This is a genomic window from Glutamicibacter protophormiae, from assembly GCF_016894325.1.
Classification (GTDB): domain Bacteria; phylum Actinomycetota; class Actinomycetes; order Actinomycetales; family Micrococcaceae; genus Glutamicibacter; species Glutamicibacter protophormiae.
The window spans coordinates 1501449-1522828 of the sequence record NZ_CP069806.1; the positions used below are offsets into that span (position 1 = coordinate 1501449).

General features: G+C 61.5%; 14 protein-coding genes. 12 read left to right on the top strand and 2 right to left on the bottom strand.

Going from position 1 to position 21380, the window contains the following annotated elements:
- Positions 1–128: 128 nt before the first annotated feature.
- Entirely contained in the window at positions 129–590 is a 462-nt protein-coding gene (locus tag JQN66_RS07095; RefSeq protein WP_188947919.1) for a hypothetical protein, read from the bottom strand.
- A 344-nt stretch (positions 591–934) separates the two neighbouring features.
- On the opposite strand from JQN66_RS07095, the gene ilvD reads away from it, so the two are divergent.
- The 4 genes from ilvD (at position 935) to ilvC (ending at position 6523) form a co-directional block, all read left to right on the top strand.
- Positions 935–2638, top strand: a complete 1704-nt coding sequence (gene ilvD, locus JQN66_RS07100) for a dihydroxy-acid dehydratase (RefSeq protein ID WP_204677183.1) — start codon at positions 935–937, stop codon at positions 2636–2638.
- Between the two features lie 302 nt (positions 2639–2940).
- Complete coding sequence (locus tag JQN66_RS07105; protein WP_204677184.1) at positions 2941–4824, top strand: acetolactate synthase large subunit; 1884 nt, start codon at positions 2941–2943, stop codon at positions 4822–4824.
- Positions 4825–4827: 3 nt separating this feature from the next.
- Positions 4828–5346, top strand: coding sequence for an acetolactate synthase small subunit (ilvN, locus tag JQN66_RS07110; protein ID WP_053797884.1), 519 nt, complete (start codon positions 4828–4830; stop codon positions 5344–5346).
- 145 nt (positions 5347–5491) lie between these two features.
- Positions 5492–6523: a ketol-acid reductoisomerase gene (ilvC, locus tag JQN66_RS07115; protein WP_204677185.1), complete on the top strand. Its 1032-nt coding sequence runs from the start codon at positions 5492–5494 to the stop codon at positions 6521–6523.
- A gap of 859 nt (positions 6524–7382) precedes the next feature.
- Here ilvC and JQN66_RS07120 read toward each other — a convergent pair.
- Positions 7383–8090 carry a hypothetical protein gene (locus JQN66_RS07120; protein WP_204677186.1) on the bottom strand — a complete coding sequence of 236 codons (708 nt, stop codon included), beginning with the start codon at positions 8088–8090 and terminating at the stop codon, positions 7383–7385.
- On the opposite strand from JQN66_RS07120, the gene JQN66_RS07125 reads away from it, so the two are divergent.
- The 8 genes from JQN66_RS07125 to JQN66_RS07160 all read left to right on the top strand — a co-directional run bounded on the left by JQN66_RS07125 (position 8089) and on the right by JQN66_RS07160 (position 21277).
- Positions 8089–10116 (top strand): sensor histidine kinase, encoded by a 2028-nt coding sequence (locus JQN66_RS07125; RefSeq protein WP_204677187.1) that lies wholly within the window; start codon positions 8089–8091, stop codon positions 10114–10116. The genes JQN66_RS07120 and JQN66_RS07125 overlap by 2 nt on opposite strands.
- Before the next feature lie 47 nt (positions 10117–10163).
- Positions 10164–10748 carry a response regulator transcription factor gene (locus JQN66_RS07130; protein ID WP_477190227.1) on the top strand — a complete coding sequence of 195 codons (585 nt, stop codon included), beginning with the start codon at positions 10164–10166 and terminating at the stop codon, positions 10746–10748.
- Positions 10749–11248: 500 nt separating this feature from the next.
- Entirely contained in the window at positions 11249–13261 is a 2013-nt protein-coding gene (locus JQN66_RS07135) for an asparagine synthetase B family protein (RefSeq protein WP_204677189.1), read from the top strand.
- Entirely contained in the window at positions 13262–13642 is a 381-nt protein-coding gene (locus JQN66_RS07140) for a hypothetical protein (RefSeq protein ID WP_204677190.1), read from the top strand. It abuts the gene before it with no gap.
- A gap of 4 nt (positions 13643–13646) precedes the next feature.
- Positions 13647–16283 (top strand): glycosyltransferase, encoded by a 2637-nt coding sequence (locus tag JQN66_RS07145; RefSeq protein WP_204677191.1) that lies wholly within the window; start codon positions 13647–13649, stop codon positions 16281–16283.
- A 258-nt stretch (positions 16284–16541) separates the two neighbouring features.
- Positions 16542–18248, top strand: a complete 1707-nt coding sequence (locus JQN66_RS07150) for a glycosyltransferase family protein (protein ID WP_338029218.1) — start codon at positions 16542–16544, stop codon at positions 18246–18248.
- A 75-nt stretch (positions 18249–18323) separates the two neighbouring features.
- On the top strand, positions 18324–19526 hold the full coding sequence (locus JQN66_RS07155; protein ID WP_204677193.1) for a glycosyltransferase family 4 protein: 1203 nt from the start codon (positions 18324–18326) through the stop codon (positions 19524–19526).
- Positions 19523–21277 carry a glycosyltransferase family 4 protein gene (locus JQN66_RS07160; RefSeq protein WP_204677194.1) on the top strand — a complete coding sequence of 585 codons (1755 nt, stop codon included), beginning with the start codon at positions 19523–19525 and terminating at the stop codon, positions 21275–21277. The genes JQN66_RS07155 and JQN66_RS07160 overlap by 4 nt, the downstream gene beginning before the upstream one ends.
- Positions 21278–21380 lie beyond the last annotated feature (103 nt).

Here is a 21380-nt window from a genome sequence, read left to right on the forward strand (position 1 = left end):
CGAACCGACAACACCAGACCCCGGATGCCAACAACAAGTGGCTTCCGGGGTCTGATATTTTCGGGCAGTAGCGCGTGGATTGCCAGTTTTGTCAACCGCCGCGAGGTCTGTGCGCTTCCGTGCGCGGTTTACACGAAGTTCTCGGTGCCTTCAATGGTGTTCATGAAGTGGTCCATGAAATCCGCGAAGTCCTTGGCGTCGACCTCCTGGTCGATGACTGCCGCCACGGACACCGCATCGTCAAGCTGCAGGTCGATGCTCGGGTGCGACGGGATGGAGAAGCGGAAGACGCGTCCGGTGGACGTGGCCACCTCGTATTCGCCGTCGTTGAGCAGGGCGAGCTGGTTGACGTTGGTGTTGTTGATGGTGATGGCGTCTTCGGACGCGGTGAGATTGCTGGAGTTGACCGGGGCCAGGACCAGTTCGGCCGGCTGCTGGCGATAGCCGATGACCTTGAGCCCCCCGGAGCCGGCGATACCGGTTCCTGCCACCAGGTTGTAGCTGGCGAAATTCGGGATCTGCGAGTCGAAAACGCGGTGCAGGCGCGCCTTGACTTGCTCGGTCGGGTTATCGGCTGGGCTGGTGTCCATGTCTCTCACTCTACTAAGGAATACTTACAAGCCGGGCCAGATTGCCGGCCGACCCCATGAAATTCTCAGGTGGACGGCGCCGGATCTGCGGTTGACGGCGCCTGCCCCACGCCTGATGACACTGGGAATGCTGGCGGGTCTTCCCATCGGCGTGACGCCGGATTCTTGGGCCCAAGCAAGTCAACGCAGGCGTGGCGCAGCGGCGTGGGGCTGGCCGCCTGCCCCGATCGTTGCGGGAATGAGCAGATTTGGGCAATCTGATCAGTGCTTTCGGCAACCTATTTGTGTCATGCTCGCGTCATGGGTTGCCCAATTGGTCATATTGACTCCTAGAATGATGTTTTATGAGCCATGACTCCAGCCCGGACATCAAGCCACGGTCGCGTGCAGTGACCGATGGCATCCACGCTGCTCCGTCGCGCGGCATGCTGCGCGCGGTCGGCATGGGGGATGAGGACTTCGCCAAACCACAGATCGGCATCGCCAGTTCGTGGAACGAAATCACCCCGTGCAACCTTTCGCTGAACCGCCTGGCGCAGGGCGCCAAGGAAGGCGTCCACGCCAGCGGCGGGTTCCCGATGCAGTTCGGCACCATCTCCGTTTCCGACGGCATCTCCATGGGCCACGAGGGCATGCATTTCTCGCTGGTCTCCCGCGAGGTCATCGCCGATTCGGTGGAAACCGTGATGATGGCCGAACGCCTTGACGGCTCGGTCCTGCTGGCCGGCTGCGACAAGTCGCTGCCCGGCATGCTGATGGCAGCGGCCCGGCTGAACCTCTCCGCGGTCTTCCTCTACGCCGGCTCCATCATGCCCGGCTGGGTGAAGCTGGAGGACGGCACCGAAAAGGACGTCACGCTGATCGACGCCTTCGAAGCCGTGGGCGCCTGCGCCGCCGGCAAGATGAGCGAAGGCGACCTGGAGCGCATCGAGAAGGCCATCTGCCCGGGCGAAGGCGCCTGCGGCGGCATGTACACCGCGAACACCATGGCCTCCATCGGCGAGGCGCTGGGCATGAGCCTTCCCGGCTCCGCCGCACCGCCCTCGGCGGACCGCCGCCGCGACATGTTCGCCCACCGTTCCGGGGAAGCTGTGGTGCAGATGCTGCGCCGGGGCATCCGCGCCCGCGACATCATGACCAAGAAAGCCTTCGAGAACGCCATCGCGGTGCTCATGGCCTTCGGCGGCTCGACCAATGCGGTGCTGCACCTGCTGGCGATTGCCCGCGAGGCCGACGTCGACCTGGAGCTCGCGGACTTCAACCGCATCGGCGACAAGGTGCCGCACCTGGCCGACCTGAAGCCCTTCGGCCGCTACGTCATGAACGACCTGGACCGCATCGGCGGCGTCCCGGTGGTCATGAAGGCGCTGCTGGATGCCGGGCTGCTGCACGGGGACTGCCTGACCGTCACCGGCAAGACCGTGGCGGAAAACCTGGCGGACATCGCCCCGCCGGATCCGGACGGGAAGATCCTGCGCGCCATGCAGGACCCGATCCACACCACCGGCGGCATCGCGATCCTGCACGGCACGCTGGCTCCCGAGGGCGCCGTGGTGAAGTCGGCAGGCTTCGACGCCGAGGTCTTCGAAGGCACCGCCCGCGTCTTCGAGCGCGAGCAGGGTGCGCTGGATGCGCTGGACCGCGGAGAGCTGCAAGCCGGGGACGTGGTGGTCATCCGCTACGAGGGCCCCAAGGGCGGGCCGGGCATGCGCGAGATGCTTGCCATCACCGGTGCCATCAAGGGCGCGGGACTGGGCAAGGACGTGCTGCTGCTGACCGACGGACGGTTCTCCGGCGGCACCACCGGCCTGTGCATCGGTCACGTGGCGCCCGAGGCGGTGGACGGCGGTCCGATCGCGTTCGTCAAGGACGGGGACCGCATCCGGGTGGACATGAAGGCGCGCAGCTTCGACCTGCTGGTGGACGAGGCGGAACTCGAAGCCCGCAAGGAGGGCTGGGAGCCGCTGCCGGCCAAGTTCACCTCCGGGGTGCTGGCCAAGTACGCCAAGCTGGTGAAGTCGGCCTCGACCGGCGCCTACTGCGGGTAGCCGCAGCGGGAGGAAAAAAGAAGTTCGTCCTCGGGTGGGCGTGTCAAGCGTCCACCCAATGGACATCCATCTCATATAATGAGATTGCACGGGGTGCGAGTTGATCTTTGCCACTGGGTGAAGAAAGATTAGACACATGCAAACAACCACCGACGTACTACTAGTTATCAGGCGCGGAGCCTGATACCAGTTCTGGCCAACAGGCAGAACATCGGTGACGCGCAGCCCCCTTTCGTCAGCAGTGACGGCCGTGGGGCGTTTTTTATGCGCAAGATGAAGAGATAGAAATGGAAAGGATCCAGATGAGCAACTCAACACCCGCCAATCCGGCGTCGGTTGCGAAGTCAATTAGTCGACCCAAGGATGCCGCCGCCGCTGTCTCTTCCGTCGTGGAAGCTTCGAACCCGGTCCAGGGTCCGAACAACATCGTTGCTCCCACGCAGATGACGGGCTCACAAGCCATCGTCCGCTCGCTGGAAGAATTGGGCGTCAAAGACGTCTTCGGGTTGCCAGGTGGGGCCATCCTTCCCACCTACGACCCGCTCATGGACTCGACCAAGGTCAATCACATCCTGGTCCGCCATGAACAGGGTGCCGGCCATGCCGCACAGGGTTACGCCATGGTGAGCGGGGAGGTTGGCGTCTGCATTGCCACCTCCGGACCGGGCGCAACCAACCTCGTCACCGCACTGGCGGACGCCAACATGGACTCGGTTCCCATGGTGGCAATCACCGGCCAGGTCAACAGCGCCTTCATCGGCTCGGACGCGTTCCAGGAAGCCGATATCGTCGGCATCACCATGCCGATCACCAAGCACGCCTTCCTGGTGACCAATCCGGAGGACATCCCCCGGGTCATGGCCAGCGCGTTCTACCTGGCGCAGACCGGCCGTCCCGGCCCGGTGCTGGTGGACATCACCAAGGATGCCCAGACCGCGCAGATGACCTTCTCGTGGCCGCCGAAGGTTGACCTGCCCGGCTACCGCGTGGTCACCCGCGGGCACAACAAGCAGCTGCGCGAGGCCGCCAAGCTGATCGCCGGCGCCACCCGTCCGGTGCTCTACGTGGGCGGCGGCGTGATCAAGGCCGACGCGCACGAGGAACTCAAGGCCTTCGCCGAGTTCATCAACGCCCCGGTGGTCACCACCCTGACCGCCCGCGGCGCCTTCCCCGACTCGCATCCGCAGCATGTGGGCATGCCCGGCATGCACGGCGCCGTGTCCGCGGTGACTGCGCTGCAGCAGTCCGACCTGCTGATCACCCTGGGCGCCCGCTTCGACGACCGCGTCACCGGCGTGCTCTCCACCTTCGCGCCGAACGCCAAGGTGATCCACGCCGACATCGACCCGGCGGAGATCTCCAAGAACCGCGTGGCCGACGTGCCGATCGTGGGTTCACTGGACGAGATCATCCCGCAGCTGTTCGAGGCCTGCCAGACCCGGTTCGAGAACGAGCCGCAGCAGGACCTGTCCAATTGGTGGTCGCTGCTGAACCGCCTGCGCGAGACCTACCCGATCGGCTACACCGAGACCCACGACGGCCTGTCTGCCCCGCAGCATGTCATCGGGCGCATCGGCGAGCTGACCGGCCCGGAGGGCGTCTACGTGGCCGGCGTGGGCCAGCACCAGATGTGGGCCGCACAGTTCGTGAAGTACGAGCGCCCGCGCTCGTGGCTGAACTCCGCGGGCCTGGGCACCATGGGCTACTCGGTGCCCGCCGCCATGGGCGCCAAGGTGGCCCAGCCGGACCGCGTGGTCTGGGCGATCGACGGCGACGGCTGCTTCCAGATGACCAACCAGGAGCTCGCCACCTGCGTGATCAACAACATCCCGATCAAGGTCGCGGTGATCAACAACTCCTCGCTGGGCATGGTCCGCCAGTGGCAGACCCTGTTCTACGACGCACGCTACTCGAACACTGACCTGAACACGGGCCACGGCACCGCGCGCGTTCCGGACTTCGTGAAGCTGGCCGACGCCTACGGCTGCGTGGGCCTGCGCTGCGAACGCGACGAGGACATCGACGCCACGATCCAGAAGGCGCTGGAAATCAACGACCGCCCGGTGGTCATCGACTTCGTGGTCTCCGCCGACTCCATGGTGTGGCCGATGGTCCCCGCCGGAGTGAGCAACGACCAGATCCAGATCGCCAGGGGCATGACCCCGGAATGGGAAGAGGAAGACTAGAGCATGGCAAAGCACACGCTGTCCGTACTGGTCGAAGACGTGCCCGGCGTACTCACCCGAGTCGCCAGCCTCTTCGCCCGCCGTGCGTTCAACATCCACTCGCTGGCCGTGGGCCCCACGGAAATCGAGGGCATCAGCCGCATGACCGTGGTGGTCGACGCCGAGGGGGACTCCCTGGAGCAGGTCACCAAGCAGCTGAACAAGCTGATCAACGTCATCAAGATCGTGGAGCTGCTGCCGGAATCCTCCGTGCAGCGCGACCACATCATGGTCAAGGTCCGCGCCGACGCCGCCACCCGGCTGCAGGTCACCCAGGCCGCTGAGCTGTTCCGCGCCTCGGTGATCGACGTGGCCACCGACTCGCTGGTCATCGAGGCCACCGGCAACGCGGCCAAGATCGAGGCGCTGCTTTCGGTGCTGGAGCCCTTCGGCATCCGCGAGATCGTCCAGGCAGGAACCCTGGCCGTGGGCCGCGGTTCCAAGTCGATGAGCGACAGGGCCCTGAAGAGCCTTTCGGCCTAGCGCCGAAGTGTGTCCGAAGAAGGCGAATATGACTTCTTCGGACACGAACACCAAATTTCACAATCCAAGGCACCAGACTTGAACATAGATGCTGGTGCCAGCAACAGAAACTTCCTGACAGAAGCACAACCAAGGAGCAATTCACATGGCTGATTTGTATTACGACGACGACGCAGACCTCTCGATCATCCAGGGCAAGAAGGTAGCCATCATCGGCTACGGCTCCCAGGGCCACGCGCACGCACTGAGCCTGCGCGACTCGGGTGTGGACGTCACTGTCGGCCTGGCCGAGGTCTCCAAGTCCCGCGCCAAGGCCGAGGCCGAAGGCCTGAAGGTCGCCACCGTTGCCGAGGCCGCCAAGTGGGCCGACGTCATCATGATCCTGACCCCGGACCAGGTCCAGGCCAAGGTCTACGCCGACTCGATCGCCGAGAACCTGGAAGAGGGCAACGCCCTGTTCTTCGGCCACGGCTTCAACATCCGCTTCGGCTTCATCCAGCCGCCGGCAAACGTCGACGTGGCACTGGTTGCCCCGAAGGCTCCGGGCCACACCGTGCGCCGCGAGTTCGAGGCAGGCCGCGGCATCCCTGACCTGATCGCCGTGGAGCAGAACTACACCGGCGGCGCCAAGGACCTGGCACTGTCCTACGCAGCTGGCATCGGCGGCACCCGCGCCGGCGTCATCGAGACCACCTTCACCGAAGAGACCGAGACCGACCTGTTCGGCGAGCAGGCTGTGCTCTGCGGCGGTACCTCGCAGCTGGTGCAGTACGGCTTCGAGGTGCTGACCGAGGCGGGCTACAAGCCGGAGATCGCCTACTTCGAGGTGCTCCACGAGCTGAAGCTGATCGTCGACCTGATGTGGGAAGGCGGCATCGCCAAGCAGCGCTGGTCGATCTCCGACACCGCAGAGTACGGCGACTACGTCTCCGGCCCGCGAGTCATCACCCCGGAGGTGAAGGAGAACATGAAGGCTGTCCTGGCCGACATCCAGTCCGGCGCCTTCGCCAAGCGCTTCATGGATGACCAGGCCAACGGCGCCAAGGAGTTCCTGGAGCTGCGCAAGAAGGGTGAGCAGCACCCGATTGAGACCACCGGCCGCGAACTGCGTTCGCTGTTCTCCTGGATCTCCGAGTCCTCCAGCGATGACTACGTGGACGGCTCGGTCGCCCGCTAAGGGGATTGAATTCAGGCGGTTGCCCATCAGGTAGCCAAAGTTGAAAATGGGGTCTGGCCAGTCGGCCAGGCCCCATTTTTTACCTGACGAGAGCACGTCCAAAGGGCACTCGACGATGGCTGAGATCCACCGCAGAATCAGGGCAAGATGCGGCCTTGATTTGTCGCTGAACCGGTGATGTCCAGCCGCCTGGCTCCAGCGGAGAACTCGGAGTCTTCTGACGCCGTGCAAGGACGGTGGGCTACCAGTTGCATGGGCCACGGAATGCCAGGGCCATGTACAACACCATCGGTTCAGGCAAGATGGTCGGCAAGAATCCGAGGGATCTCCGCTGCGAAGACGTCCGGTGAACAACCAACCGGGAATCTCGTGCCTGTCGCAACACAACGCGCGCCAGAGTTCACAGCGTTGTGAGGCTCGGCGATCAGCCGGAGTTGGTCAGCTAAACGAAAACCGCCCAAGACACGGTCAAGGATCTTAGTGACACCGAGACCTGAGTGTTTGACAGCGTCCATTCGCTCAGCGGTTCATCGCATTCCGTGAACAAGGAACGAGACATCGCTCCGTGTCCGATCAGCGTCCACTGCAGTGGGCTTCTCGGGGCAACACGGGAAATAACTCTCTGACGGTATCCACCTGGTCAAGGTTGGGAAAGCTCACCAGCGGCTGACGAGGCACCCAGCTCGACTCCTTCCTAGGCCCACGAGCAAGTGATGCCTCTAAACGTACCGGAAACGTCCGGTATTTAAGGGAATTTGCGAGCTATCTAGAGTACCTCGTCCAAGCCGCTGCCCCTGATGCTTGGTTTCTGCGCCATCCGTCCCGCATCCGTCCCGACGAGCGAATCGAAACTATTGCCTCAACTTCGTTCGAGCCACTGTTGGTTCGTCATTTTTGTGATGGCCACCGCAATGACAGCGAATCCGGCCATCGCGATCAGCCCGCCAATCACGGCAAACCACTCGTTGAGCAACAACAGGTTCGTAATGTGTCCAAGGGTCCAACAGAGCAGGAGAACACCGGACCAGCGCGGCACCGAACGGCTCAACAGGACGCACACGCCCAGCAACGCCGTTCCGAACAGATTGCCGATCACAAAGAGCAGGAAGAACCCGGCGCTAGCGAAATTCAGCGAAGACTCGTCCACCAGTGTCTCGGCTGCCTGCGGGGCGATCCGGACCAGATCTAAGGTATCGAAGGTGGTGAACATGATCCCGAAGTAGCTGATGTATCCGGCGATCATGATCGAGCCGGCCACCAACGAGAGGACGGGGCGATCCAACCGCAATGCCTTCACGACGGCCAAGATTCCAGGTACGAGCAGCAGCGAACCGAGCAATCCAGTGACGGTGCACAGGTACCAGAGCGTTTGGTCATCCGAGTACAGGGAAACCAGATTGGCCCCGATTTGGTCGTCAAGTCCTTCTGAGTTCAGCGATGCGTACACGGAATTGCTCAGCGCGATCAACCCGATTGCGACCGGCGCGCACCAGGCTGAGGCAATTCGATGGAAACCGCTACCGGTTTGGTGGCCTGTCACCGGGACGCCCAGAGCTACACGAGTCATGACCTGTCTCCTGACCTATCTGAGGCTTTCCTCCAGCATGCAACTGTGCCGGAACGATGTGATGGGGGAGAGCCCCGAATCTGCGTTGGGTGCCAGCACGGATGCCGGCGTGGGGTTTCGGGCGTATCGTTTTCCCATGGACAGGTATGCTCCCCGCATCACCGGGGTTCTGTGGGTGGGCACGGTGCTCATTTTCGTGCTCATCGTCCCGACACATTCTTCGAGTTCCGCCCTGACGGGGGTGGCGGCGGCGACGCTAGGACTGGTCCCACTCATCTTGGGCACCGTAGTTTCCCGATGCCTCCCGGCACGTGCCGAGGGGCCATGGCTGGCCTTTGCCGGGCTGTGCCTGGTCCTGGCGCTCATGGTGCCAGAAGACATGGAATCCCCGTGGGCGGGTAGCTGGACGCTACTGTACCTGCCGTTGGCCATGCTGCTGCTGATCGCACCGACCGGCCGCGTTGGTACAACCCGCTGGCGAATCTTGGCCGTCGCTCTGGTCGCAGTGGTGTTGTTGTTCAATCTGTGCGCCGTACTCGGGTGGGCCGTTCCCGGGTGGAACCCAGTGCTCTCCGGCGTGGGCATTGGACTGATGTTTTTCTATTTCACCCTTCTGGTGAGCAGCATGGTACGGGTGATCACCCGATTCCGCCATGCCAGCCACGAGGACCGTGCAGCACTGCGCTGGGTATATCTGGGTGGAATCTGTTTGCCGTTGACCTTGATGCTGTGCTGGGTTAGCTATTTGGTTCTGGGCTCGGCAGATCTCGTCGGATTTGGTTTGCTGGTCTGCTATCTGGCCATCCCGCTGTCCGTGACCCTCTCGGTACTGCGTCCATCCGGGGCGGACTTCGAATTCGCGGTGGCCGGGCTGGTGGCCGCGGTGCTTCTCCTATTGGTACTTCTCTCCGCGCTGGCGCTGATCGTGCTGGCCTCGCACCGTTCCGCGGCACTGGCTTCACCGGCCATTATGCTGCTGGTGACCGCTGCGGTAACCACGCTCGCCGTGGGGTGTTTCGGTTGGCTCCGTCGGCGCGTAGACGCTCTACTGTTTCCAACCAGAGCCAGAGCCTTGGCGGCCCTGAACAAACTGTCGGAGGACATTGCCCGTGGATTGGCCGAACCCGAGGAACTTCAGCCGGTGCTACGCCGAGCACTGCGGGACGAGGCGCTGATCGTTGGGGTGGTTCCCTCGGCGCTCGACGACACGGGGCAAGCGCCGGATCTGGCCGGTGCAGGAATGAACCTACCCGTGGCCGCCAGACGGGAAGGGATACCGCTACGGCACCGCGGCATGAAGATTGGCGAACTGATTCCAGGTCCCGAGGCCAGCTACCGCTTGCCTTCCCTGGTGGTTGATCGTTCGGTGCCTTTCGTGCAGGACATCCGTTCGAGAGCTCAGCTACGAGCACTACTGGTCGAAGCCCAATCCGCAAGGCAAAAACTGCTGCTAGCCAGTGATGCCGAACGACACCGCCTAGAACGTGATCTGCATGATGGGGCACAACAGCGACTCGTCGCACTGGGGCTGCAACTGCGTGTGTTACAGAGTCAGCTTCCTGACAAATCATTCGCCGGACACATCGATGATCTGGTCCAGGAAGTGACGTTGACCGTCGCCGAGTTGCGCCAACTGGCGCGCGGTGCCGGTCCGCGCATGCTCGAACACGGGCTGCCACGAGCATTGTCGGAATTCTGCCGCCATTTGATCTCGCGCCCAGTTCTCAACGTGAGCTGCGACGCGATCCCGGAGGAGTTGGCGCGCACCATCTACTTCGTGGCCAGTGAAGCGGTGGTTAATGCCGTACGGCATGCCGATGCGCAACAGATCTCCCTGACCATCAACTCGGTGGAGGGAAACCTGTCCCTCGAAGTCCGGGATGACGGATCAGGTACGGCGAAAATACAGCCGGGCGGGGGACTGGACGGTTTAGCCACACGAGTCGGTGCCGCGGGTGGGAACCTGGCTGTTCGCAGCAGACCGGGCTTCGGCACCATTGTCAGCGTGAGTCTGCCATGCGGATAGTGATTGCCGAAGACTCCGCGCTGCTTCGCGAAGGTTTGGTCGCACTCTTGGAATCCGCCGGACATCTGGTGGTGGCTAGGACTTCCACGGCTGATGACGCGGTTCGAGCTGTCTCTTCGACCGACCCCGACGTGCTCGTGCTTGATGTGCGCATGCCGGACGGTGACGAAGGGATCAGGGCGGCCGTGGCCATTCGGGACCGAAACCCGCAGCAGCCCATCATGCTGTTGCCGCAGTATGTGGAGCCGCGCGGAGCGGCCCAGCTGCTTGCCCAACCGGGCACGGGATACTTGCTCAAGGACCGGGTACTGGACGTTGCTGGGTTCCTCGACGCGTTGGAACGGATCGTGGACGGGGGAACCGCGTTGGATTCACAGGTTGTGGCCGCCCTACTGGACACCACCGGGCGCTCCGGACCGTTGGATCGATTAAGCAGCCGGGAGCTGGAAGTACTGGGGCTGATGGCCGAAGGAATGTCCAATACAGCGCTTTCACACCGGCTTGTCCTGTCTGAACGAACGGTGGAATCCCACATTTCCAGCATCTTCCTCAAATTAAACCTTGACGAGGATACCGACGTTCACCGGCGTGTGCGGGCCGTCGTCGCCTACTTGCGCAGCCAGAAAACCTGAGCCTTTCTCCTGATGGGTGTCGCGTGGGGCTACTCTGCCCGCAGTCCAAGCAGTGCGGCGAATGACTCTTGCTTGTGCGCTGGATCAGCAATGGGTAGTCGATGAGTTGCGAATTCTCCATCTGGGACGAGTTCAAACCTGTGTCACGATTGACGATCCTAGAAAATCGGTTGCATGCGACGATGGGTGCTGAGCAGAGGGTTCATGGTCAGCCTGTTGCCGCAGAGGATGGATGCAATGGGTTCGGGCTGGTTTGACGCCGGGTCCGGGGTGCAGGTCATCGGCGGTGTCGGGTGCTGGTCATTCCACATGACGAGGAACAACTTTCCGGTTGGTTTGTATCGAAGTGTGAACAGGGCATCCTGGGTTTGAGTGAACGAGAGGTGAACATTTCATGAGTCCGCAGTAAAGGGCTTGTGAAAAGGGGTTTTTCGTCAACTTCTCGCTGTTAGCCTCATGTTGAAGATCATCAACTCAGCAGTCCCGAGAGCGTAGAATCCATGCCAATCGATTTATATCCAAGAGGTTTCCTGTATACGAAAGAGCACGTAAATGTGCCTTCCGATTTGGAACGCTTCACCGCGCATCACACATCGCAGGGTCGCTTTCTGATAGCGCCAGAAACCGAGGCTGAAATCCTGGACGATTCTGAACTCGTTGTGGCACTTATCGGGCACGCTCAATATGTCTCGCCCACTGGATCAGAAAACAGTGGGGACATCCGAGTGATCTGCGGTGCGCTGCGACAGAGATGGATTGATTCCGGAGCGCCTGGAGTTGAAAAATATCTCTACGACCTAGGTGGTAGGTATGTTCTGTTCATACTCGACGGCGAACATCAGTATGTCTACCACGACGCACATGGGATGAGGTCTGTTTACTATGCCATCGATCGAACGATGGTGTCCTCGCATGATCGTATGTTGGCAGATTTGATGCATGCCTCATTTGAGAAGGCGAGCCTTGCAGCGTTGCCGGTGTCATTGCGTTGGCGGTTCAGCCGCTACCAAGGCATCAAAGCTCTGATCCCGAACCATCGGCTTTCACTTCGCGATTCATCGGAAGAGCGGTATTTTCCGAAGCAGCAGAACCCATATCGTGCGGTCAATGAAACCGAACGTCTAGACCTTGCTCAGGATCTCTGGCGAGAACTAGTTCGACTACTGAGCGCTGACCGGGAGGTTGCCCTGTCTCTGACCGGCGGCTTGGACAGCAGGACGTCCTTGGCCATGACACGAGAGATTTGGGACAGGGTCAAAACGTTCACTTACACGGCAGTGCCCCGTTCCGATAGTCCTTGGTCTCGATCGATCTATAAGGACGAGGTCATTGTTAAACAAATCCTTGATGCTGTGAATGTAGAACACACCCTTCTCCGACGCGACAAGGCACCAGCACTTAGCGAGGAGGAGCAGCGTGTCCTAGCAAAAAACACCGCTGGGCAGCATGGGCCGTGGCTTCTAAAGCTTTACCAGCAGGCATTTCCAGGAAACCGTACGATGCATCTCAGAGCAAATTTGCATGAAACCGGTAGAAACTACTTCCACCGATATCGTTCCGTGCGCGATCCACTCGGAGGACTACGAAAGTTACTTCGTGAACAGACGTTAGTGAAATCGCCAGCGCTCGCAGCCCGACTGGAAGTCATCATGGCTGAGCATGAGGAACAAATCGAGATGGGTGGATACGGGAATCTGCCACGAGACTACGAAGTACTAGATATGTACTACTGGGAGATTCGCCAGGGGCGTTGGTTCTCAGAAGTCTTCAACGAGACTGATTGCGCCTTTGAGACAGGTATTCCATTCAACCATCGACGACTGATTGACTTAGCCTTGTCTTTCCCTGCGAACCAGCGCCGGGACGGGTACTTCTTCCGTGAGCTGATCAATCGAAATGTTCCTATACTTAACTTTTTCGGCGTGAATTCGACGCAAAATCTGTACGAGCTTGGGAAGAAAGCAACCGCGTCAACACAACAGGCCAAGGACAAGGTTGCTGCCAACCGAACGGCTAGTCGAGGTGTTGTGTTGGACGGTACGTTCCGCATCTCAAATGGTGACGGTTCGTTGTTGAGCGAAAAGCCATTCAACGGGATGTTGTACTTGCCTGAATCGCAAGTCTTGCAGGGATACAGCGCGAGTGTGTCGGCTAAGATCGCTGCTCAACCAACGTGGCAAGCCGCCGATGTGCACGTGATGGTGGACAACAGCTACGAGAATCCGGGCGCAGCCAATCACCTAGAGTTGCTTCTCGCTGTTGATGGAGTAGAAGTGCTACGGCATGACTTGTCGACCTGGGCCATTCCATATGGCGTTACCCTGCGCGGGTTGCCGCTTCATGCGTCGATTACCGCGCGCGTCACGTCGAATCGAAACACTCCCCGAAGTTCATGGGAGAAAGCCAGCCAAACGCGTTTGCAGTTCATAGCCCGAGCAGCGAATGCCGCTGGTCAGAAGATTTTGACTGATAACCCCCATGCCCACGTGTACGAACTGGAAACAGCAAACTAAATGACACAAGTGAACAACAAGTCCTCGGAATCAAGCGATCCACAAGAAAACATCCTGAAGAATGCCAGCCAAACGCATCTGAGGCTCCACCGGCATGTGCGCGAACTGACGGACGAGCTGCAAGCGGTATATGAGCGGGAAATCAAGTTGTTGAAGATCATAGACAAGCGCGACAAGCAATTGGCCCAGGACCCTTCGAAGCGCAAGATCCGAGCGCAAAGTGCCAAACAATCTTCAGCTATAGATCAGGGCATTTCGCCGGAGGAACACGCCTTAGTGACCAAGGAATTGGAACAGTTGCGTGCTCGGTACACGGCATTGAGTAATTCCAAGCTAGGCCGCTTGCAGCGGTGGTACTGGCGGACGAAAGCGGGGAAGTAGAACCATGGATGCAAAGAGTCTTAAGAAGCGGCTGGACTTCATTGACACGCGACTGAGCCAGCTGTCGCTCCCCGAAGGCTACCCGCAAGGGTTCAACATGGAGCGGCATCTGGCATCACAGTTTTACCGCGATGCCCTCACCGGGAAGCACCCCTTTATTGAGCCGGCGGTGACAGGCGCCGAATACATTGAGCGGCGGGAATACTTTGACTCTGGGCGCCAGCGCATCCTCGACGAGTACTCTTCGGTCATTAACCGTGCAGAGTCCAATGGGCAGCGTTGGTACAGGCCGTTCTCCGCGCGCATCGGCATCATTGCCGATGAGTTCTTGTTCAAGAGTTTTGAGAGTACCGCACAGTTCGTCCCGTTGACGCCGACGAACTACCTGGAACATGTGGGACAGCTGGACTTGGTACTGGTTGTCAGTTCGTGGCGGGGACTTGCCGGTGAATGGTTGGGCGCTGCACAGGCCAATAGTGAAATCCGGAAGCTGATCGAAACCGAGCTGATCCCACGGTTCCAGGCAGCTGGTACCCCTGTGGCGTTCTATTCCAAGGAGGATCCGCCGAACTACGCGATCTATCTGACCACTGCACAGTGCTGCGACTATGTCTTCACCAGTGCCGCCGAAATGGTTCCTCGGTACGCCAAAGATTGCCCCAACGCCAAGGCAATCGGTGTCTTGCCTTTCAGCGTGGATCATCAGCACCATAATCCGGTGGGAAGCCGTCGTCACCGCATCAGTGATGTCGTCTTTGCCGGAAGCTGGCACAACCACAAGTATCGGGAGCGCCGCGAAGCCGCCCGTCGGATGTTTGACGGCGTCATTGCTTCAGGGCGTCGGTTGCGCATCATTGACCGCAACTGGGACTTGGACCAAGAAAGATACCGGTACCCGGAGCATTATCTGCCGTACGTGGAACCGGCTGTCCCGCACGATGAATTGTTACGGATTCACCGAACCAGTGAGATCGCGATCAACCTGAACTCTGTGGTGAATAGCTCCAGCATGTACGCTAACCGGGTGGTCGAATTGCATGCCATGGGGTGCTCGGTGCTGTCGAATTACAACGCCGGTGTCAATGACCAGTTCCCTCAGGTCTACATGCCCGAATCCGCCTTTGATACCGCGGACATTCTGGCTTCCCTGAACGAGGAAGAACTCTACCGAAACCAGATGGCGGGCCTGCGGAGCGTCTATTTACGGCATGTGAATTTTGATCGTATGCGCATTCTGTTGGCAACCTGTGGGCTGGTGAGTGAACAGGGCGACCAGCGCCAGTTGGCAGTCGTTGGAGACCCGCAGGTGGCAAGGCGCTTTCTGGAGGATCAGCAGCTTGCCGGTCAGGAAGCGAGGAGCATTCCCATTTTCGCGGACGAGGCAGCAGCCAAAGCCGCCGGCATGGAGCTTACCTGTACCGTTTCCGGAGGGTTTGACTACGGTCAGCACTACCTGCAGGATTTGCTCAACGCCACCAAATTCGTTGCCGCCGGAACCTTGTACAAGGCTCCGGGCGATGCGTCGCCCACATCCCACCACGACTACAGTTCGGCCCCCGCGCCGGAGCATGGGGCGTTACGGTGGCTGGCTGATCCCGACGGCTCATACATGCTGGACGGGTTCGAAGTCAGTGCTCGCGGCCGCGAACAGGTGCAGGCATCACCTGCGTGGAAGCCGGAGCTGAGCGTGGTAGTTCCCGTCTACAACAACGGTGAACACCTTCGCTTCAAGTGCTTTGAGTCCCTGCGCCGAAGCTCGATCTTCGACTCCATGGAAATCCTGCTCGTCGACGATGGTTCCACCGACGCATCGACCCGAGCCACCGTGCAGGAGCTCGAATCCCGTTATCCGAATGTCCGTTCCTATCTCTTTGAGCAAGGCGGATCGGGAAGTGCCTCCCGTCCGCGCAACAAGGGGCTTGAGCTGGCATCCGCCGAATGGATCACCTATCTCGACCCGGACAATGAAGCCCTGTCCGATGGCTACGCCAAACTTCTGGACATGGCACGGCAGAACGGTTCGGATTTCGCACTGGGGAATGTGCTTCGTAATGCGGATCGACGCAAACTGTTCAATTATGTGCGCATCCTGCGCAAGCACATTTACCGCGATGAGGTTGGCGAAAACACCTATACGGTGACGCCGCGGTTGCTGTCGCAGATCAACTTCACCCCGATGAGCATCCAGGCCCTCGTGGCCAATACTAGCTGGCTCCGCTCATTGGGAATCGAACAGCCGGTAGGCGCGGTGGGACAGGACTCCTACTTCTTCCAGCAGATGCTCTACTACGCCACGAGAATCTCGCTGCTCAACGAACCGATCCATGTTTACTTCGCGGCCGTATCCAACTCGACGGTCAACACCATTGGCCCAAAGTTCTATCGCAAGTACATTCCGCTGGAACGTGAACGCGCCGCATGGTTGCAAAATGAGGGGCTACTGGAAACCTACCGGGAACGGCGGATGGAACCGTTCATCAAGGGCTGGTACCTGAGCAAGCTTCAGCGCGTTGCCCCGGAAGAACAGGCCGAAGCACGGCAGTTGATCGCCCAGCTGGCGAGCTACTACGGCGAGCACGAGTGGCAAGACGAAGAACTGCGGGAGTTCTTTGCCGATCTGGAGCCGGTGGTCACCTCATAACGACCCCGTTGCCGATGTACGACGAACCGCACGAATCACTCTCAGGACGCCTTCTCGATGGATATCTCAACACTGCGCACCGGCCTGTGGCACCTGCGCACCGGCGGCCCCGATCAGCTTCGCACCTGGTGGCGCCGCCGGCAGCTGGGTCTACACCCGGCGCCACAAAGCACAGCCTCGGCAAGCGCCCCGGGCTACACGCCACAGGGAATTGCCGGCACCAGCACCAACCACGGACGGGCCCGCAACGGATTGCGGGTGGCCACAATCCTGGACGAGTTCAGCCATGCGGCCTGGGGCCCGGAATGGGAATTGGATGCACTTACACCACAGGACTGGGCCCGGAAACTGGCGGAGCAGGCCTATGACCTGTTGTTAGTCGAGTCCGCCTGGAACGGCAACGGTGGGGCCTGGCAGTACCATCTGACCGGTCCCACCGCCCCGCGCCCGGCGCTGGTGGAGATGGTGCGGGGATTCCGTGCCGCTGGGATCCCCACGGTGTTCTGGAACAAGGAGGACCCGCCGCACTATGCGGACTTTCTGGACACGGCAAAACTCTTTGATGCGGTGTTGACCAGTGACGTGCGCAAGATCCCGGACTACCGCCGGGATCTGGGTCATGAACGGATCGGCGTGCTGCCGTTTGCGGCGCAGCCGGAAGTTCACAACCCGGTACGTGCCCGGGCAGCGAAGCCCACGGGCGTGGCCTTCGCCGGTATGTACTTTGCACACAAATATCCGGAGCGCCGCGAACAACTGCAGCTGCTCCTAGACGGGGCGGTACAGGCCTCGGGTCGTGGCGGTGGGACGTTGAGCATCTTCTCCCGCCAGCACGGCGGAAATGCGGGATATCAGTTCCCCGAACCCTTCGCCAGGCATGTGGTCGGGGCGCTGCCCTACAAGGACATGGTGCCGGCCTATCAGGAGTTCTCCACGTTCTTAAACGTGAACTCGGTTCCTGATTCACCGAGTATGTGTGCCCGCCGCATCTTCGAAATCAGTGCCTGCGGCACCCCGGTGCTCTCGGCCACCGGGGAAGCCTTGCGGAATTACTTCGCCCCGGATGAGGTTTTCGAGGCGGCGAGCAGCCAGGAAGCGTCTGACATCCTGCGCATGCTCGAACGTAGCCCGGAACAGCGCGATCGCAGCGTTCATCTGGCTCAGCGACGGATCTGGCATGAGCACAGCTATGCCCACCGGGCCCGTACCGTGCAACAGCTGGCCGGGGTTGGCGAGGGGTCGGGAGCCGAAGCATCGCGGTATTCGATGGCGGCGAAACGTCAGGTCAGCGTCCTAGCCGCGACAAACCGTCCGGGACAACTGCAACACCTGCTTGACACGGTGGCCGCGCAGCGTGCCGTTTCAATCCAGCTGGTGCTGGTCACCCACGGTTTCGACCCGGATCCCCGGCTGCTTGAGGATTTTCGTGCCCGGCACGGAGCCGATGAGCTCATCGAGGTGACCGCCGACGCCAAATTAAGCCTTGGGTCGTGCCTAAACCTAGGAATTGAGCGGGCGGATGGGGACTTCGTGGCGAAACTGGATGACGATGACCTGTACGGGGAACACTACCTGGCCGATCAGGTCAACGCGTTACGGTACAGCGGCGCAGAATTGGTGGGCAAACAAGCCCACTACATGTATCTATCGGCGAGCAACCGCACCCTGCTGCGCATGGCCGAACGGGAACACCGCTTCACCGACCTGGTGATGGGACCGACCATGTGTGGTGAGCGTGAACTGTTCGACCGGTTGCGCTTCAAGGACCTAACCCGGGGCGAAGACACCGATTTCCAGCGACGAGCAAGCCAATCGGGTGCCTCAATCTATTCGGCGGACCGCTTCAACTTCATGCAGATGCGCCAGACGGTGCAAACCCACACGTGGCAGGCCGGCGACAACGAATTGGCCGCCACCGGGGTGGTGCAGTTCTTCGGTAGGAATGATGATCATGTCTTTTTCTGAGGGTAACCGGGCCCGCGGTGTCGGTCCGCACCCCTGGGGATCCCGGCGTGGGGCTAGGCGATGAGAATCTTATTGATGACCCATTCCTTCGCCCCCGACGTGTCCCCACCACAACGCCGGTGGAAGGCCTTCACCACGGTCCTGGCCGAGGCTGGACACCAGATCAGTGTGGTTGCACCGGGCATGAACCCGCAGGGTAGACCGGCCGAAGAAGTAGCCGAGACCGAGGCTCCAACCAACAACGTCCGGTTGTTCAATTACCGGACCTGGCCACGGCCACGCCGGTTGTTGAGCAAGGCCGCCAGCTCGCTGCTCCAGGCCTTGGTCTCCATTCCCGTCGGCCTGCGTGCAGGACGCCAGGATATTGTGATTGCCACGATCCCGGCGCTGAGCACCCTGCTCAGCGGCTACCTGGTCAGTCGCCTGATGGGTGCACGTTTCGTGGTGGACCTGCGTGACTCGTGGCCGAACCTGTTTCGAGATTCCAAGATTCTGCGCTCCGAACGACTTGAGCCGTGGGCGACAAAGTCCATGTTGGCCGTGTTGCGCCGGGCGGACCTGGTGGTAGCGGTAACCGGGGGACTGGCCCGCGTGGCCGGAGCCCAGGGCATGCAACGGGTGGCCACCGTGCCCAACGGGGTGGACCTGGCCGCCTACCCGCAGCCGCTGGCCCGGGGTGCGTCCAGACCAACCGACCGCAGGCTTCGCGTGCTCTATCTGGGGAATCTTGGACTGAGCCAGGGATTGGAGACGCTCGTGCGCGCTGCGGCACAGCTGCGGGAGACCGTGGAGGTGCGTCTGGTCGGTGAGGGTCATGCCCGGGAACGGCTGCGCCAGATGGCCGAAGAACTGGATGCGCCGGTGACCTTCATTGACCCGGTCCGCGGAGCGAAGGTGCTGGACATGTACCGCTGGGCCGACACGACCCTAGTGAGCCTGCGCGCCGACTGGCCAAGCTTCGAACACACCATCCCGTCCAAGCTCTATGAACTGTTGGCCCTTGACGTCCACGTGACCGGACTGGTCAGCGGTGAAGCCGCGCAGATCATTCGACAGGCCGAAGCTGGGGACGTGGTGAGCCAGAGCGTTGATTCGCTGGTGGAACACCTGCGCCTGCTGCAACGCGATGATGCCAGCCTGCGCCGCCCGGGCCTCGGCCCGAAATGGATTGCCGGTCACGCCGACCTGGTCGCCCTGGGGCAGGACTATCTGCAACATCTGCAGGACCTGCCGCAGCCCGTGCGGCGCCGGGCCCCAAAACCTGCGAGGAAGCCATGACCGAGCATATGACACCCGCTGGGTTGGCCCGCAACCTGACGAACATGACCAGGCTTGCCTTGGCCAACGTCGCCGATGACCCCCAGTACTTCGGTCTGCAGGTGGCCCGCAAATTTGCCGGACCCCGTCAGCTGCAACTGCTCAGCCGGGTGGGCGGCACACAACGCTTCGCCACACTCACCGCGCTGTTAGGTGAAGACGCAACGGGACTGCGCACGGCCATCGAATCGGCGCGGCCCCGCTGGGGCGAGCCACACACCGCGGCCAGACTGGCCGATGCCGCGACCGCCGCCGGACTATGGCAGTGTGCGCAGCAGGTACTACAAGCCCCTCCGGAGGACGCGACGCATCCGGCGCTCCTGCGGGCGAGGGCCCGCCTGGCCTGGTCCCTGGGACACTTGGAAACGGCCATTGACCTGCTCGCAACCCGTCCGGGGCGCGCCTCACGCCAGTTGCGCCACTATCGCAGCGAACGGGACGTGTTGCAGGGCTGGGAACCGAGCCTGCCGGCCCGGAGTCGCAGCTGGACGACCCGGGGGACACCGCGGGTGCTCTACATCGCCACCAACTCCCTGCCCTACACCGGCAGCGGCTACGCCCAACGCACGCATAGCCTGCTGACCGCGCTGCAAGACGATGGTCTGTCCGTCTGGTGTGCCACCCGGGCCGGATACCCGCTGTCTATCGGCCACCCGGGAGCACCCACGGCGCACACCGTGGGCGGCATCCGGTATCTGCGCCTGTTGCCGGCCAGGCAACGCTTTGACGCGGCCGGGCGCATCCAACAACAGGCCGAACTGTTAGCGCGTCAGGTGGAGCAGTTGCAACCCACGGTGCTGCACACCACCACGGATTTCACCAATGCACTCGCCGTGCGTGCGGTGGCTCGCGCCTACGACCTGCCCTGGGTCTATGAGGTCCGCGGACAACTGGCCGACACCTGGGCATCCACCCGGCCCGAAGCCTCCCGGTCCTCCCAACGTTACCGGGCCTTCACCGCGAGGGAAGCGGAACTGGCCGCCAGCGCCGATGCCGTGCTCACCCTAGGCCAGGCCATGCGCGAGAACCTGCAGGCCGCGGGCCTGGACCCGGCCCGCATTGAGGTGTTGCCCAACGGGGTCGGCAGTGACTACCTGGAGAGGATCACCCGAACCACGGCCCGGACCCGGTTGGGTCTGGACCCCCGGGCACTGTACTGGGGAACCGTCAGCAGCCTGGTCGCCTACGAAGGCTTAGAAACGCTCATCCGCGCCACCGCCGCGCTGCGACCGGAGCATCCGAACCTGAAACTGGCCATCGTGGGGGACGGGGTGAACCGCGAACCGCTCAAGCGACTGGCTGCGGAGCTGGAGATCGGGGACAGCTGCCTGTTCCCCGGGCGGGTGGCGCGCGAGCAGGCCCGCACCTGGCATGCGGCGCTTGACCTGTTTGCCGTACCCCGGCTGGATTTGCCCGTCACCCGCGCGGTCACCCCGCTGAAACCGGTGGAGGCCCTGGCCAGCGGTGTGCCGGTCATTGCCTCAGATCTGCCCGCGCTCGCCGAACTGGTGCAGGACGGTGAGAACGGGGTGCTGGTACCGGCCGGCGACCTGAAGCAGTGGGTCCGGCAGGCCGACAGGCTGCTTGGCGATGAACTACTGCGGCGCCGACTCGGTGAAGCCGGACGCGGGATCGTGTTGCGCGAACGGACCTGGTCAGCGTGTTCATCCAAACTTCAGAGAATTTATTCCGAACTAGACACGGCGAGTTAACTCTCCGTTTACCACCGCTTCCTAGCGTTGGGAACGAAGCAAACAAAGCTGTGGAACACATGGGTAGGACCTCGAGTCGGCCCCTGAGTTCCCCTGAGGAAAA